Annotated in this window: 13 protein-coding genes and 1 pseudogene; 12 read left to right on the forward strand and 2 right to left on the reverse strand. The window is 58.3% G+C overall.

The features are described from left to right. A pseudogene (locus tag QVF59_RS15590) lies at positions 1-150 on the reverse strand (chemotaxis protein CheV); the annotation flags it as partial. Positions 151-367: 217 nt separating this feature from the next. On the opposite strand from QVF59_RS15590, the gene QVF59_RS15595 reads away from it, so the two are divergent. From QVF59_RS15595 to cheD, 10 genes are all read left to right on the forward strand, one after another. Beyond that, entirely contained in the window at positions 368-1537 is a 1170-nt protein-coding gene (locus QVF59_RS15595; protein WP_287881162.1) for a sensor histidine kinase, read from the forward strand. Further along, positions 1534-1839, forward strand: coding sequence for an STAS domain-containing protein (locus tag QVF59_RS15600; RefSeq protein WP_159875314.1), 306 nt, complete (start codon positions 1534-1536; stop codon positions 1837-1839). The genes QVF59_RS15595 and QVF59_RS15600 overlap by 4 nt, the downstream gene beginning before the upstream one ends. 359 nt (positions 1840-2198) lie before the next feature. Further along, positions 2199-3197 (forward strand): methyl-accepting chemotaxis protein, encoded by a 999-nt coding sequence (locus QVF59_RS15605; protein WP_287881163.1) that lies wholly within the window; start codon positions 2199-2201, stop codon positions 3195-3197. 29 nt (positions 3198-3226) lie between these two features. Continuing rightward, positions 3227-3592, forward strand: a complete 366-nt coding sequence (locus tag QVF59_RS15610) for a response regulator (RefSeq protein WP_159875316.1) — start codon at positions 3227-3229, stop codon at positions 3590-3592. Positions 3593-3680: 88 nt separating this feature from the next. After that, positions 3681-5990 carry a chemotaxis protein CheW gene (locus QVF59_RS15615; RefSeq protein WP_287881164.1) on the forward strand — a complete coding sequence of 770 codons (2310 nt, stop codon included), beginning with the start codon at positions 3681-3683 and terminating at the stop codon, positions 5988-5990. Between the two features lie 15 nt (positions 5991-6005). Then, a complete protein-coding gene (locus QVF59_RS15620) occupies positions 6006-6500 on the forward strand; it encodes a chemotaxis protein CheW (RefSeq protein WP_287881165.1) in 495 nt (164 codons plus the stop codon). A gap of 30 nt (positions 6501-6530) precedes the next feature. Continuing rightward, positions 6531-9302 carry a methyl-accepting chemotaxis protein gene (locus QVF59_RS20855; protein WP_353851347.1) on the forward strand — a complete coding sequence of 924 codons (2772 nt, stop codon included), beginning with the start codon at positions 6531-6533 and terminating at the stop codon, positions 9300-9302. Between the two features lie 18 nt (positions 9303-9320). Beyond that, on the forward strand, positions 9321-10163 hold the full coding sequence (locus QVF59_RS15635; protein WP_159875320.1) for a CheR family methyltransferase: 843 nt from the start codon (positions 9321-9323) through the stop codon (positions 10161-10163). A gap of 1 nt (position 10164) precedes the next feature. Further along, on the forward strand, positions 10165-11241 hold the full coding sequence (locus QVF59_RS15640) for a protein-glutamate methylesterase/protein-glutamine glutaminase (protein ID WP_159875321.1): 1077 nt from the start codon (positions 10165-10167) through the stop codon (positions 11239-11241). After that, on the forward strand, positions 11238-11843 hold the full coding sequence (gene cheD / locus QVF59_RS15645) for a chemoreceptor glutamine deamidase CheD (RefSeq protein WP_287881166.1): 606 nt from the start codon (positions 11238-11240) through the stop codon (positions 11841-11843). The genes QVF59_RS15640 and cheD overlap by 4 nt, the downstream gene beginning before the upstream one ends. An 8-nt stretch (positions 11844-11851) precedes the next feature. On the opposite strand, the gene fdxA is transcribed toward cheD, so the two are convergent. After that, complete coding sequence (gene fdxA / locus QVF59_RS15650) at positions 11852-12178, reverse strand: ferredoxin FdxA (protein WP_287881168.1); 327 nt, start codon at positions 12176-12178, stop codon at positions 11852-11854. A 184-nt stretch (positions 12179-12362) separates the two neighbouring features. On the opposite strand from fdxA, the gene gluQRS reads away from it, so the two are divergent. Beyond that, on the forward strand, positions 12363-13250 hold the full coding sequence (gene gluQRS / locus QVF59_RS15655) for a tRNA glutamyl-Q(34) synthetase GluQRS (RefSeq protein WP_287881170.1): 888 nt from the start codon (positions 12363-12365) through the stop codon (positions 13248-13250). Between the two features lie 349 nt (positions 13251-13599). Then, a complete protein-coding gene (locus tag QVF59_RS15660) occupies positions 13600-14928 on the forward strand; it encodes an amino acid permease (protein WP_287881172.1) in 1329 nt (442 codons plus the stop codon). The last annotated feature ends 226 nt before the right edge of the window (positions 14929-15154 follow it).

Genomic DNA, 15154 nt, shown 5'->3' on the forward strand with positions numbered 1-15154 from the left:
CATGACTTCGCGGACTTTGAATACATTGATGCCGAAGACTTCCTTTCTCCCGGTACGCTGGTCGTGACCCAGGGAGAACAGCAGGATTTCCAGCTTGTTGGTCCCTGCCAGTTTTGTTCTGGCATCGATTTTTTTAAGAAGCTCTGACACAGAAACCTCCGCAGCCTCGGTTCGTTGTTATGGCGTATTACTCCCGTTGTATACGCCAGTTATGCATTTTCCCAGCTTTCTTTGAAAACTGTCTTGGTTAAGATCAGACTTTAAGTTGGCTTGGCTCAGACTTAGTCATTATCATACTGTTTAAGTCCTTTTTACAAATAAGACGCAAAACATGGCCAAGACAGCATCAAATTTGAAAGACCAGGAGATGCTTGAGGCGGCATTCGAGCAGTTCAATACAGTCTCCAGTCAGTTGATTGATGCTTATCGCCAGCTTGAAGTACAGGTCAATGTACTGAATGCCCAGTTGGATGAGGCTAACAACCAATTGCGAAAGCAGCGTGACGAAAATGCTGAATTGGCCGAGCGTCTTGGTATGTTGCTGGAGGCCTTGCCGGCCGGTGTCGTGCAATTGTCTGCCGATGGTGCTGTGGTGGCAGAAAATCCGGCTGCCCGCTTGCTGTTGCAGGGGGCGCATGAAGGACTGAATTGGAATGGTGTGATGGCAGGATGGGCGCATTCCGAGCTGGATGGAACCTACACCCTGCCGGGGCTGCAGACCGAACGCCGGCTGGCCTTGCAGTATCAGGACTTGCCGGCCTCCGGGGGGCGTATTGTATTGCTGCATGATGTCAGCCGCCTGCATCATCTGACTGTTGAGCTGGCGCACCAGCAGAAGCTGGCCGCAATGGGGGGAATGGCCGCCTCACTTGCCCATCAGCTGCGCACGCCGCTGGCAACGGCCATGCTATACACAGCCAATCTGAAGCAGGAAGGCTTGCGGCCGGAAGATAGGGCCAAGTTTGTCGACAAGAGCCTGGCGCGCATGAAGGCTCTGGAGGGGCTGATCCAGAACATGCTGGGTTTTGTGCGGGGCCAGACCAGTGCGCTGGAATTGCTGGAAGTCGATGCATTGGTCGAGGATGTTTCTGCGGTGCTGATTCCACAGTGTAATGAGCGTGGCATGATTTGGGATTGCAATAAGTTGCTCCCTTCTGCCATAACGGTAATGGGTGATCGCAAGGCCTTGCAGGGGGCTTTGGTCAATCTGCTGGAAAATGCCATGCACTTTTCGCCGGAAGGCGGACGGATCGGCTTGTTGGTGAGCCTACAGGGCGAACAGGTACATTTTCGCGTTGAAGATGATGGTGTCGGTTTGAATGGTGCAGATCCGGCTCGCTTGTTCGAGCCGTTTTTCACCACACGGCCTGGTGGCACCGGCCTTGGGCTGTCGATTGTGAAGAAGGTAGCCGAGGAGCTGGCCGGTTCGGTGGTGGGTGGCGATCGCCCCGAAGGTGGTGCCTATTTTGAGTTGAGTCTCCCCTGCCGCGGGATGGGGGCTGTCGATGAGCAAGATGAACAAGGGGATAAGCAATGAAACCAGTTGTAAAAGTAGAAGGTCAGGTCGGCACGCTGATGCTGGTGGGTCAGTTTGATTTCAATCTGCACAAGGATTTTCGACTCTCCAGTCAGGAGCTGCTGGAAAATCCGGCGGTGCAGGAGATCCAGGTTGATTTCGACCAGGTTCCTTTTCTGGATAGCTCGGCGCTGGGTATGCTGTTGCTGCTGAAGGAAAGGGCAACCAGCCAGAAGAAGGCCATGTCGCTGGTAAATTGCCGCGATACCGTATTGCAGGTATTGGAAATTGCCTGCTTCAACAAGATGTTTACCATCAAATAAGCATTGCATGGAAAATGACGTAAGTGATCAGGTATCGGTGAGATCTGCCTTTCTTTAAATATTTTTTTTAAGGCTGCCGATTCAGTCATTTACATGTTTTGCATCATTTCCTCCTTGATTTGCAAGACGGATTGTCAGATGAAGAAGTTAGTACATTGTCAACATCTCGACAGGCCGGGGGGAACATGGGGTTTTCATATCGGCAACAACGGTTCGCAGGATGTGGTTTTTGCATTGCTTCGGGGCTGACATGGCTGGTGCTTGCAGGATGGGGCAATGTGTATTGGCCTCTGGCCATTGTGTTGAGTCTTGGCCAGCTGTGGGTGATTTATATCTTATGGTTCCCAGAGGAGGATCGGGTGAGCGATCAGCAACAGCCTGCTTCGGACCAGACCAATCCTGTGGCCGTAGTGTCCCGCCCTGAGTGTGTCGACTTCATCCACGACCAGATTTCCCAGTCCAAGGATGAGGTCGCACGGGTGCAGACCCTGATCCAGGATGCGGTCCTGACGCTGGCCAACAGTTTTTCCGGCCTATCCCATGAGGCAGCCGCGCAGTTGCAGCTGGCCGAATCGCTGGCACGCGGCGAGCTTGGCATGGATGCGCATGCCATTTCATTTACCGGTTTTGTGGCCGAGATTGCCAATGCAATGGCCAATTTTGTCGACAAGACTGTAGAAAACAGCCGGCTGGCCATGTTGCTGGTTGAGCAGATGGAGTCCATGGGGCGGGAGATGCAGGATGTGATCCGTCTGCTGGATGAGATTCATTCGATTACCAACCAAACCAATATGCTGGCGCTCAATGCCTCAATCGAAGCGGCCCGGGCGGGGGAAATGGGGCGCGGTTTTGCCGTTGTCGCTGATGAAGTGCGGCATTTGTCGGGGCGGACCGGATCGTTCAGCGAGCAGATCCGCGATCTGATCAATCGGGTGAATGGTTCTGTTACTCATGCCGAAGGTTTGATCAATCAGCTGGCCTCGCAGGACATGATGTTTACCCTGCAGGCCAAGCAACGGCTGGATGAAACCTCGTCGCGCATGCGCGACATGGATGCGCTGATGGCCGAGTCGGTTGCGCAGCTGCGCCATGGCGTGGGTCTGCTGTCGGATCATGTGGGGGATGCCGTGCGCTCATTGCAGTTTCAGGACATGGTGTCGCAGTTGATTGCCCATGTCGGCAAGCGTCTGTATGGCATAGAAGAAATGATGGAGCTCAGTAGCGACCAGCCCCAGGAGCAGGAGCAAGGTCAGTGGGAGCAGCGCGTCTCAGCCCGCTTGTCCGTGTTGCGGGAAACCCTGTCCAGCAATCCAGTGGCGCAAGGCCATATGGAAAGCGGCAGCATTGATCTGTTTTGAGCGTGAACGAAAGATAAAGTGGGAACAACATGCCAAAGAAAGTACTGACAGTTGATGATTCGGCATCCATCCGCCAGATGGTGACCTTTACCCTGAAAAGTGCAGGCTATGAAGTGGTGGAGGCGGTGGATGGCAATGGCGGACTGGCGCGCGCTCAGGCAGACCGCTTCGACCTGATTCTGACCGATCAGAACATGCCGGGTATGGATGGACTCAATCTGATTCGTGCCTTGCGCAAGCTACCACCTTACGGTGCCACCCCCATCCTGATGCTGACCACTGAATCGAGCGATCAGATGAAATCGCTTGGTCGTGCAGCTGGTGCAACCGGATGGCTGGTCAAACCGTTCGATCCGCAAAAGCTGCTGGATGTGGTAAAGCGGCTGGTGGGCTGAACATCAGCACGGATGTGCCGATTGCCGGCTGGAGAGCAGTCCGACGACAGGCCTGACCGCGCAGGCTTGCGAAGCAAGGGGAAGCATCGTGTCAATCGATATGTCGCAGTTTCATCAGGTGTTTTTTGATGAAACCGACGAACATCTGGCCACCATGGAGTCAGTGCTGCTGGCAGTTGATCTTGCCTTGCCGGACAGCGAAGACCTCAACGCCATCTTTCGGGCCGCCCACTCTATCAAGGGGGGCGCAGCCACCTTTGGTTTTGCCGATCTGGCCGAACTGACCCACATTCTGGAAAACCTGCTGGACAAGGTGCGCAAGGGCAGCATGATGCTGACCAGCGAGATGGTGGATGCCTGTCTGCAATCCAAAGATGTGTTGTCCGGCATGCTGGCAGCCCATCGAGGCGCAGCTGCGGTTGATCCGGGCAGTGTTGCCGATGTGGAGCAGCGGTTGGCAGCACTGGTGGGTGACGGCAGTCATGCCGCTGCTGTCGCTCTGCCTACGGCTATTGCTGCCACGCCTGCCGACGCAGTTTCCAGCCATACGCTGTACGTGGAGCTGGACCACCTGTCCGAGGTGGATTACGCGGCATTGTTGCAGTCGCTATCGGCACTGGGCGAGATGACGGTGGTCCAGCCAGGCAGTAGCGAACAGTCGCAGCCCTGGGTGCTGGTTTTCACCTCGGCATTGCAGGCGGATGAGGTGGCCGAGTCGCTTGCCTTCTCCATTGCTCCGGCGCATTTTCGCATCACGGTTGACCATGGTCAGCAGGATGAAGGGGGCTTCGGTCTTTTTCTGTCATCCAGCCTGGAGGGGTGTCCGGGCGCGGACGCCCCGGACGTTGTTTTTGAGGATGACGGTTTCGGCCTGTTTGCTCCGCTGGAAACCGATGCAACAGTAGCAGCCTCAGTAAGGGGGGACGAAGGCTTCGGCTTGTTCGAACCGTTGCCCGCAGCATCTGCTGCCGTTGAGATGCTGCATGAAGAAGATGGCTTTGGTCTGTTTGCCCCCATCGCCGCTGCTGCCAGCACACCTGCGGCGGGCATGGCGCATGAGGAAGAGGGCTTCGGTCTGTTCGCCCCTCTGGTATCCGGCCCTGCGCCATTGCAGCCAGAGACAGCCACTGCTGCGCCAGTAGCGGCCAGCCAGCCAGTGTCCCCGCGGGCCGAGCGGACTGCCCCTGCGGTGGAAAACTCCATCCGGGTAAACATCGACAAGGTTGATCTGCTGTTGAACCTGGTGGGCGAGCTGGTGATTACGCAGTCCATGTTGGTGCAATCCAGCCAGACGCTGGATGCAGTACAGAATGAACGCCTGCTCAGTGGCATTTCCGCTATGCAGCGCAATGCGCGCGAACTGCAGGAAGCCGTGATGTCCATTCGCATGACTCCCATCGCCTTTGTCTTCAACCGCTTTCCGCGTGTGGTGCGTGATCTTGCCAGCAAACTGGGCAAGCAGATCGAACTGAAAATGGTGGGCGAGAATACCGAGCTGGACAAGGGCTTCATCGAAAAACTGGCCGACCCGCTGACCCACCTGGTGCGTAATAGCCTGGACCATGGCATCGAGTCGCCCGAAGCGCGGCAGGCCAAGGGCAAGTCGGCAGTGGGCCGCTTGACGCTACGTGCCTTTCATCAGGGCGGCAGCATTGCGATTGAAGTGACGGATGACGGTGCCGGGCTTAACCGTGAACGCATTCTTGCCAAGGCTCGCGAGCGTGGCATGCCGGTGTCGGACAGCCTGAGCGACAGCGAAGTGTGGGGGCTTATTTTCGAAGCCGGTTTTTCCACCGCAGCGGAAGTGACCGATGTTTCAGGCCGCGGGGTGGGGATGGATGTTGTCAAGCGCAATATCCAGGGCATGGGCGGGCGCATCGACATTGATTCCATGCAGGATTTCGGCACCACCATCAGCATCCGTCTGCCGCTGACGCTGGCCATCATGGATGGCATGTCGGTGGGAATCGGAGCTGACATCTATGTCATACCGCTCAGCTTTGTGCTGGAGTCGCTACAGCCGCAGGCGCAGGACCTGAAAACCGTGGTGGGCAAGGGACAGCTGGTGAATGTGCGCGGCCAGTATCTGCCCATTGTGTCGCTGGCCAGCTTCTTTGGACACGCCGATGCGGCCCGCGCCGACCCGACCCGCGCCATTCTGGTGATTGTGGAAGCCGGCGGACAGCAACTGGCCTTGCTGGTGGATGAGCTGATCGGCCAACAGCAGTTTGTAGTCAAAAATCTGGAAACCAATTATCGCAAGGTCGAGGGCATTTCCGGCGCCACCATCATGGGGGATGGCCGTGTGGCCCTGATTCTGGATATCTCCGTGATTGCCCGCCATAAGCAGCGCCCGCCTCCGGCAGCCATGCGTCAGGTGGTGGGTGATGTGGCCTAGAGGAAGGCAGAGCCGATGACAGAACAACTGGAGTACCACCATGGGCAAAGCAAGGCAGTGCGCGAACTGCTGGTGTTTACCCTGGGGCAGGAGGAGTACGGGATCGATATCCTCAAGGTACAGGAAATCCGCGGTTACGAGGCGGTAACGCGCATTGCCAATGCGCCAGCCTTTATCAAGGGTGTGGTCAATCTGCGTGGCAGCATCGTGCCGATTGTCGACATGCGCATCAAGTTTGGTCTGGGCGAGCCGGTATACGACGCCTTTACCGTGGTGATCATCCTCAACATCTTCCAGCGTACGGTTGGTGTGGTGGTGGATGGGGTGTCGGATGTCATCCAGCTGGCCGAGGACGAACTGCGCGACCCACCGGAATTCGGTTCCGTGGTGGAAACCACCTATATCGAGGGGCTGGGAACCAAGGGTGAGCGCATGGTGATCATCGTGGATATCGAACGGCTGATGAGCAGTGCAGAGATGGCGCTGGTTGACGTGACGGACCGAAGCTGAGATCGACAGGGTGTCTGGGAGAGAAGAAACATGAACAATCTGAAAGTAACACACCGTTTGCTGCTGGGTTTCGGCCTGCTGGTTGCTGTGATCATCGCTGCCATGGCCGTGGCCATTGCACAGATACACAATCTGCGTGATGACATTGACGAAATTGCCAACGTCCACGTTCCCAGGGCATCCGAGGCCAACAAGGTAGTGGACGGCGTCAACCTCACGGCGCGCGCTTCGCGCACCCTGCTGTTGTCCAAGGACCCGGCCGTGCTGGGAGATCAGTACAAGCAGATCGATGATGCCTTGAGCCAGATATCTGCCCAGATGACCCACCTTTCCAGCGGTGTACCACCGGCAGGTCAGGCATTGTTCGACAAGATGAGAACACAGGAAACCGGTTATCGTCAGCAACTGTTGCAGTTCCGCCAGAAGCTGGCGGCAGGGCAGGAAGACGACGCCAAGAACTATCTGCTGCAAACCCTGCGGCCCACCCAGATCGACTACATCAAGGCGATCAATAATTACGTCGATTTTGAGGAAGGACTGGCCAAGCAGGTAGCGGAAGGCACGCTGGCTCGCGCCAACAGTGCCGGCATCCTGCTCAATGGCTTGATGGCAGCGTCGGTACTGATTGCCATCCTTGCCGGCTGGCTGATCAGTCGTTCTCTGCTACGACAGATTGGTGGCGAACCTGCTGATGCCGTCAAGCTGATGCAGGAGCTGGCTGCCGGGGAAGTCACCACTGAGCTGACCGTGGCTGCCAGCGACAGCAGCAGCCTGTTTGCCTATATGCGGCAGGCCGCAGACAAGGCCGTGGAGAACATCCGGGTACGCAATGCGCTGGACCATGCCGCCACCAATATGATGATTGCCGATACCGACTTCAATGTGGTGTATGCCAACCAGTCGGTGGTAAACATGTTTGCCCAGGCTGAAAGCGATATCCGCCGCGACCTGCCGCAGTTTTCCGCCCACAAGCTGCTGGGGAGCAATATCGACCAGTTCCACCGCAACCCCGGCCATCAGCGCGGCCTGATGCAGCAATTGCGCAATCCGCACCATGGCACCATCCATGTCGGCGGTCGTACTTTCAACCTGATTCTCACCCCCATCAACGGTAGTAGCGGCAACCGTCTGGGCTACGGCGTGGAGTGGATAGATCGCACTGCCGAGCTGGCACAACAGGCAGCCGAACAGCAGCGTATCGAGGCTGAACGCAAGATTGCTGCTGAAAACGCTCGTATCCGCAGCGCGCTGGACAATGTCACCACCAATGTGATGATTGCCGATAATGACCGCAACATCATCTACCTCAACCACAGCGTGATCGAGATGCTGTCGGTAGCCGAAGCCGACCTGCGCAAGGCGCTGCCCAATTTCAGTGCCCGTCATGTGCTGGGCGGCAGTATGGACATATTCCACCGCAACCCGGCGCACCAGCGTGATCTGCTGGCTAATCTGCGTGCCACTTACAAGGCTGACATCGTGGTGGGCGGACGACATTTCTCGCTGACGGCCAACCCGGTTTTTGCTACCGATGGCGAGCGCCTGGGCACCGTGGTGGAATGGAAGGACCGTACCGGCGAAGTGCTGATCGAGAAGGAAGTCGAAGCCATCGTCAATGCAGCTGCGCGTGGCGACTATGGTTCGCGGCTGGTGGTGGAGGGCAAGACCGGCTTCTTCCGTGTGCTGTCCGAGGGAGTGAACCAGCTGCTGGGCGTTACCAGCCAGGCGCTGGGCGATATCGCCACGGTACTGGGCGGGCTGGCGCAGGGCGACCTGACCCGCACTATCAAGAACGATTACGAAGGCATGCTGGGTCAGCTGAAAACCGACACCAATGCCACGGTGGAACGGCTGCGCGGCATTGTCGGCAATATCCAGGAAGCCACGGGTGCCATCAATACGGCAGCTCAGGAAATTGCCGCCGGCAACAGCAATCTGTCCGGCCGTACCGAGCAGCAGGCGGCCAGCCTGGAAGAAACCGCGTCCAGCATGGAAGAGATCACCAGTACGGTGCGGCAGAATGCCGAGAACGCCAAGAAGGCCAATACCCTGGCTACCGGCGCATCCGACATCGCCGCGCGGGGCGGCCAGGTGGTGGGCAATGTGGTGTCCACCATGAACGAGATCAACGACAGTGCCAAGAAGATTGTCGACATCATCAGCGTGATTGACGGCATTGCCTTCCAGACCAATATCCTGGCGCTCAATGCCGCCGTGGAAGCTGCCCGTGCCGGTGAGCAGGGGCGCGGCTTTGCCGTGGTGGCCAGCGAGGTGCGCAATCTGGCCCAGCGTTCGGCCGCTGCGGCCAAGGAAATCAAGCTGTTGATTGGCAACTCGGTGGACAAGGTGGAATCTGGTAGCCGACTGGTGGATGAGGCCGGGCGTACCATGGACGAAATCGTCGGTTCCATCCGCCGAGTGGCCGACATCATGAGTGATATCTCGGCCGCTTCCATCGAACAAAGCTCCGGCATCGAACAGGTCAATCTGGCCGTGACGCAGATGGATGAAAACACCCAGAAGAATGCGGCACTGGTTGAACAGGCCGCTGCCGCGGCTGAATCGCTGGAAGAACAGGCGCGCCATCTGCTGGACGCGGTATCCATCTTCCGGCTGGATGCGGCCTCGGCTCGCCTGTCCGCTCCCCGGCTGTCGCATCGCGAGTCGGCACCGGCGGCGCGTCTGGCCCATCATAACGGCCAGCAGGTGAGGCCGGTTGCTGCGCACTTGCCGCTGAATGCCGAGCGTATCAAGACCTTGCCGGGCCCGTCATCGCATGATGATGAGTGGGAAGAATTCTGATGGCTGCGACCAGGCCTGATGAGCGCTGAACGCGATATCAAGTTCACGGCGGCAGATTTCCGCCGCCTGCGGCAGATGCTGTATCAGCGTGTGGGCATTGCGCTGAATGACAGCAAGAGCCATATGGCCTATTCCCGGCTGGTAAAGCGCGTACGCCAGCTGGGAATGCGCCAGTTTTCCGATTATCTGGATTTGCTGGATGGTGCCGGGAATGACCCGGAGTGGCAGCATTTCGTCAACGCACTGACTACCAATCTGACGGCATTCTTCCGCGAGCCACACCATTTTGATCTGCTGCGGCTACATGCGATGGAACGGGCCGGGCAGGAGCGGGTATACCGGGTATGGAGTGCAGCGGTTTCCACCGGGGAAGAGGCGTATTCGATTGCCATCACCCTGCTGTCGCTGCCGCAACTCAACCGGCAGCGGCTGGAGCTGGTGGCTTCCGACATCGACACCCGGGTGCTCAGCCATGCTGCGGATGGCATCTATGATGCCGAACGGGCCAAGGCGCTGGACGAGGCCCAGCTCAAGCGTTTTTTCCTGCGCGGCGTTGGCCGTAATGCCGGCAAGATCCGCGTCCGGCGCGAAGTGCGTGACCAGCTGTCGTTCTACCAGTTCAACCTGATTGCCGCACAGTGGCCCGACATGGGGCGCTTTGACGTGATTTTCTGTCGCAATGTGCTGATCTATTTCGACAAGCCTACCCAGGCGGCCATCCTGCAGCATTTTGCCGATTGTCTGCAGCCGGATGGCCTGCTGTTCCTGGGGCATTCCGAAAACATCCAGCACTTGAGCGATGCCTTCCAGTCCTGTGGCCGGACCGCTTATCGCCTGGTAAACCATACTGTGCGAGGGTGAAATGAACACGAGCAGCAGCCGTAAAATCAGAATCGTGGTGGTGGACGACTCGGCGCTGATTCGCAGCCTGCTGACCAGCATCATCAATGAGGCCGCAGACATGGAAGTGGTGGCCACTGCTTCCGACCCCATCGTCGCGCGCGAGCGCATTCGCGAAACCAACCCGGACATGATCACGCTGGATGTGGAAATGCCACGCATGGACGGGCTGGAGTTTTTACGCCGGCTGATGCGGTTGCGCCCGACTCCGGTGCTGATGATTTCCTCGCTGACCCAGAGCGGATCGGAAACCACCCTCAGCGCACTGGAGCTGGGCGCGGTGGATTTTCTGCCCAAGCCGACGCTGGATGTCAGCAATACCATGCAGTCCTATGCCGACGATATTCGCGACAAGATCCGCATGGTGGCGGCTGCCCGTCTGCGCCGTCCGGCCTTGTTTGCTGCGCCCAGGCTGGAGTCGCCACGGCTGGCCCCCAGCCTGCTGCGGCAGAACGCCATCATCGCCGTGGGGGCCTCCACTGGTGGCACCGATGCCATCAAGGAGTTTCTTGGCAAGCTGCCGGCCAACGGCCCACCGGTGATGATTGTCCAGCACATGCCGGAAGGCTTCACCCTGTCTTTTGCCAAACGGCTGGACAAGCTGTGTGCCATGCATGTGAAAGAGGCCGAAGATGGCGAGCCGCTGCTGCGTGGCACCGCCTATATTGCGCCCGGACATTCCCATATGAGGCTGGGCAAGGGGACACAGGGCTTTGTCATCTGCCTGGATCAGGGACCGCCGGTCAATCGCCATCGGCCGTCCGTGGATGTGATGTTTGCTTCGGTAGCCAGCCTGGCGGCCGCCCAGACCGTTGCCGTCATCCTTACCGGCATGGGCAAGGACGGTGCGCAGGGCATGTTGCAACTGCGCCAGGGGGGGGCCATTACCTTTGCCCAGGACGAAGCCAGCTGTGTGGTATACGGCATGCCGCGCGAGGCGGTGGCGCATGGCGGCGTGATGTATGTGCATCCGCTGTCGCAACTGGCCGACAAGGTGATGGACTGCCTGCGCCTGCCGCATGGGAAGGAGGGTGCATGACGTATACCGATCAGCCCTCCGAACGCCGCTATTTTGACCGCCAGTTTCAGATTGATGCAGTCAAGATTCTGCCGGGCGAATATTTCGCCACCCGTCAGCCGTTGATGCTGACCACCCTGCTGGGTTCCTGCGTGGCAGCATGCCTGATGGACCGCGCCGCCGGGGTGCATGGCATGAACCATTTTCTGCTGCCGCAGGGTAGCGACTGGCATAGCCAGACCGGCGTGCCGGCCCGCTTTGGGGTCAATGCCATGGAATTGCTGATTACCGACATGCAGAAACTGGGAGCCCAGCGTCAACGGCTGGAAGCCAAGGTGTTTGGTGCCGGCAATGTGCTGGATGGGATGTCGGTGGTGAATATCGGCGAGCAGAACAGCGATTTTATCCGCGCTTATCTGAAAGGTGAGGGGATCCCCCTCCTCGCGGAGGATCTGCTTGGCAGCTTTGCCCGTAAGATTTTTTTCTTCCCGGGTGATGGCCGGGTAATGGTGCGCAAGCTCAAGAGCAGCCGTACCCTGGTGTCCAAGGAAGCAGCCTACCGCCAGCGGCTGGACCGTCAGACCACCTCTCAGCCTGGTGGCGATATCGATCTGTTCATCTGATTCCGTATTCAGTCGCGCTGCAGGTGTGGCAGCTTGTCTGTTACCTCGGCCCAGTTGGCATGGTCGGGCAGTGGTGGCTTGCTGGCCGTGATGGTAGGCCAACGCTTTGACAGCTCCGCGTTCAGCTGGATGTACACGCGCTGGCCAGCTGGCACGTCATCTTCGGCATAAATGGCAGAAACCGGGCATTCGGCCACGCACAGCGTGCAGTCTATGCACTCGTCCGGATCGATGGCGAGAAAGTTGGGACCCTCATGAAAGCAATCTACCGGGCAGACATCCACGCAATCCGTGTATTTGCATTTGACGCAGGCATCGGTTACAACGTAGGCCACTTTACCTTCCTCCTGATAATGACAAGTTTGCCTGCGGTGCTGCGCCGTGTGGCGCGGCAAGCGGCTGGCAAGGCAGGGTCAGACGTGATACAGCCAGCATGACTGAGTAATTTACTCGGTTATTATCGACCAGAAATCACCTGCCTGCTCCCCCATTGTCATATTGATTGCCAGAACTGTTGCCATGCCTGTCATTCCCTATCGCGGTCGCTTTGCCCCCAGTCCCACCGGCCTGCTGCATGCCGGTTCCCTGATGACTGCTGTCGGCAGCTATCTGGAAGCCCGCTGCCGGGGTGGTGAGTGGTGGGTACGCATGGAAGACCTGGATCCACCGCGCGAAATGCCTGGTGCGGCAGACGACATCCTGCGCACGCTGGAAGCTTTTGGTTTCGAGTGGGATGGCGAGGTGGTGTACCAGAGCCAGCGCCACCATCTGTATCAGGCCGCCTTGCAGCAGCTGATTGCCAGCGGCCATGTTTATCCCTGCAGCTGTTCGCGCAAGGAAATCACCAGCGTGGCCAGGCGCGGCGTGGATGGCTATGTCTATCCCGGCTGGTGTCGGGACGGCTGCCGCAACCAGCGCGACAGCCAGGCCTGGCGCTTGCGGGTGGATGACGCCCCGGTAGCTTTTGTCGACCGTTTGCAAGGCCGGTATCAGCAGAACCTGGCTACGGACATCGGCGACTTTGTACTACTGCGCGCCGATGGTTTCTGGGCCTATCAACTGGCCGTGGTGGTGGACGATGCGGAGCAGGGAATGAGCGATATCGTCCGCGGTGCCGACCTGCTGGTATCCACCCCGCGACAAATCCATGTGCAGCGCTGCCTGGGTTTGCCCACCCCCGGCTATTGCCACTTGCCGCTGTTGGTGAATGCGGCCGGAGAGAAACTGTCCAAGCAGACTCTGGCACCGGCAATTGACCGGGCTGCCGTCGCCCGCGAACTGCGCCTGGCGCTGTGCCGGCTGGGGCATGTTCCACCAGCCGAGTGCCAGAGCGCCGCCGAACTGTGGCAGTGGGCCAGGGCCAACTGGTCGCTGGCGGCTGTACCTGTTGGTCCCTGCCTGCTGTAAAGCGGTCAGCACCGTTCCTTTCCCTGCTGCTTGCCCGGCCTGTGCCGGGCATTGTTGCTTCTACAGCTGCCGATACCGGTCCTTAAGCTGCCATCCTGCCCGCATCTTTTGTGATGTCGGACATGGTGATTCTGTAGCAAACCGCCTAAACCATAGAGATGACGTAGTCGTTTTGGCGTCTGCCACCGCCTGCAGTGTGTCTTGCCGCAGTGCATGTTCAAAACCGCGACATGGAATTACATATGCGTAAATAATATATTTACAAAATAATTAAATACTAATATTGTGAAGCTCATACAGAACACGTTCTTTAACAGCTTCGATTTTCGGCCTCGATGGAGACAAGACCATGAGCGAGACCAATGTAAAAAAAGCGGCCCTGGGCGTGTGGATGTGTACCGCCCTGGTAGTGGGCAATATGATCGGTTCCGGTGTATTCCTGCTTCCCGCTTCGCTGGCCCCCTACGGGGGAATGTCCCTGATCGGCTGGGCAATAACCTCGGCCGGTGCCATTTGTCTGGCGCTGGTGTTTGCCCGGCTTTCCGCCATGATTCCCAAAGAGGGTGGCCCTTACGCTTATATCCATGCCGGCTTTGGCGACTTTGCCGGTTTCTGGATTGCCTGGGGTTACTGGATAGCCCTGTGGGCTGGCAACGCCGCACTGGCGGTGGCCGCCACCAGCTATATGCAGGTGTTTTTCCCGCAACTGGGGCATGACAACCTGCTGGCCGGTGCATTTTCCATCGGCCTGATCTGGACCGTTACCTGGATCAATAGCCGCGGTGCACGCAGTTCCGGCCTGGTGGCGGTGGTGACTACCGTACTCAAACTGGTGCCACTGGCAGCCGTCACCTTTATCGGCTTCTTTTACATGCACCCGGAAAACCTGGTGTTCAACCCGCACGGCAAGCCCTTGTTGAGTTCGGTTTCCGCCACCATGGCGCTCACCCTGTGGGCGTTTCTGGGACTGGAATCCGCCTCGGTTCCCGCCGGTGATGTGCAGAACCCCAGCAAGACCATTCCGCGTGCCACCGTCATCGGCACCTTGCTGGCCACCGTGCTGTACATCCTGTCCACGGTGTCGCTGATGGGGGTGATGTCACCGGCCATGCTGGCCAACTCGCAAGCCCCGTTTGCCGATGCCGCCCGCCTGATGTGGGGCGACTGGGCCTACTGGGTGGTGGGGCTGGGGGCGGTGGTGTCCTGCTTTGGCGCACTTAATGGCTGGAGCCTGATGCAAGCCCATGTGCCCCATGCCGCCGCCAGGGACCAGCTGTTCCCGCGCCGCTTTGGCCAGACCAACCGTCAGGGTGTGCCACTGTTTGGCCTGTTGTTGTCCAGCGGCCTGGTGACGGTGCTGCTGGCGATGAAATACGCCGGCGGGGAGGGCGGGGTGAAGATTTTTGAATTCATCATCCTGCTGGCCACGGCCACTACCTTGCTGCCCTATGCCTTCTGCTCGATGGCGCTGCTGGCCATCATGTTGATGCAGAAAGGCAAATACAGTCGGCGTGATTTCACCGCGCCACTGATCTTTTCCACCACGGGCTTTCTTTACGCGGTATGGGCACTGTTTGGTGCTGGTGCCGAGATTGTGATGTGGGGGATTTTGCTGCTGATGCTGGGTTTGCCAGTGTATGTCTGGCAGATCAAAGAACGTTACGAGACCGAAAACTGAAGCCAGCCTTTTGCTGTTCACTCCTTTGCCCAGGCAAGGGAGTGTACGGAAACAGGTTTATGCAATTACTGATTGAAAGGATTTCATCATGACCAACAAATTTGGTGTTCATTCCGAATGCGGCAAGCTGCGCAGCGTGATGGTGTGCCGTCCGGGCCTGGCCCACAAACGCCTCACCCCCGACAACTGCCACGACCTGCTGTTTGATGACGTGATCTGGGTGGAA

Source organism: Aquitalea sp. (assembly GCF_030150775.1).
Taxonomy (GTDB): domain Bacteria; phylum Pseudomonadota; class Gammaproteobacteria; order Burkholderiales; family Chromobacteriaceae; genus Aquitalea; species Aquitalea denitrificans.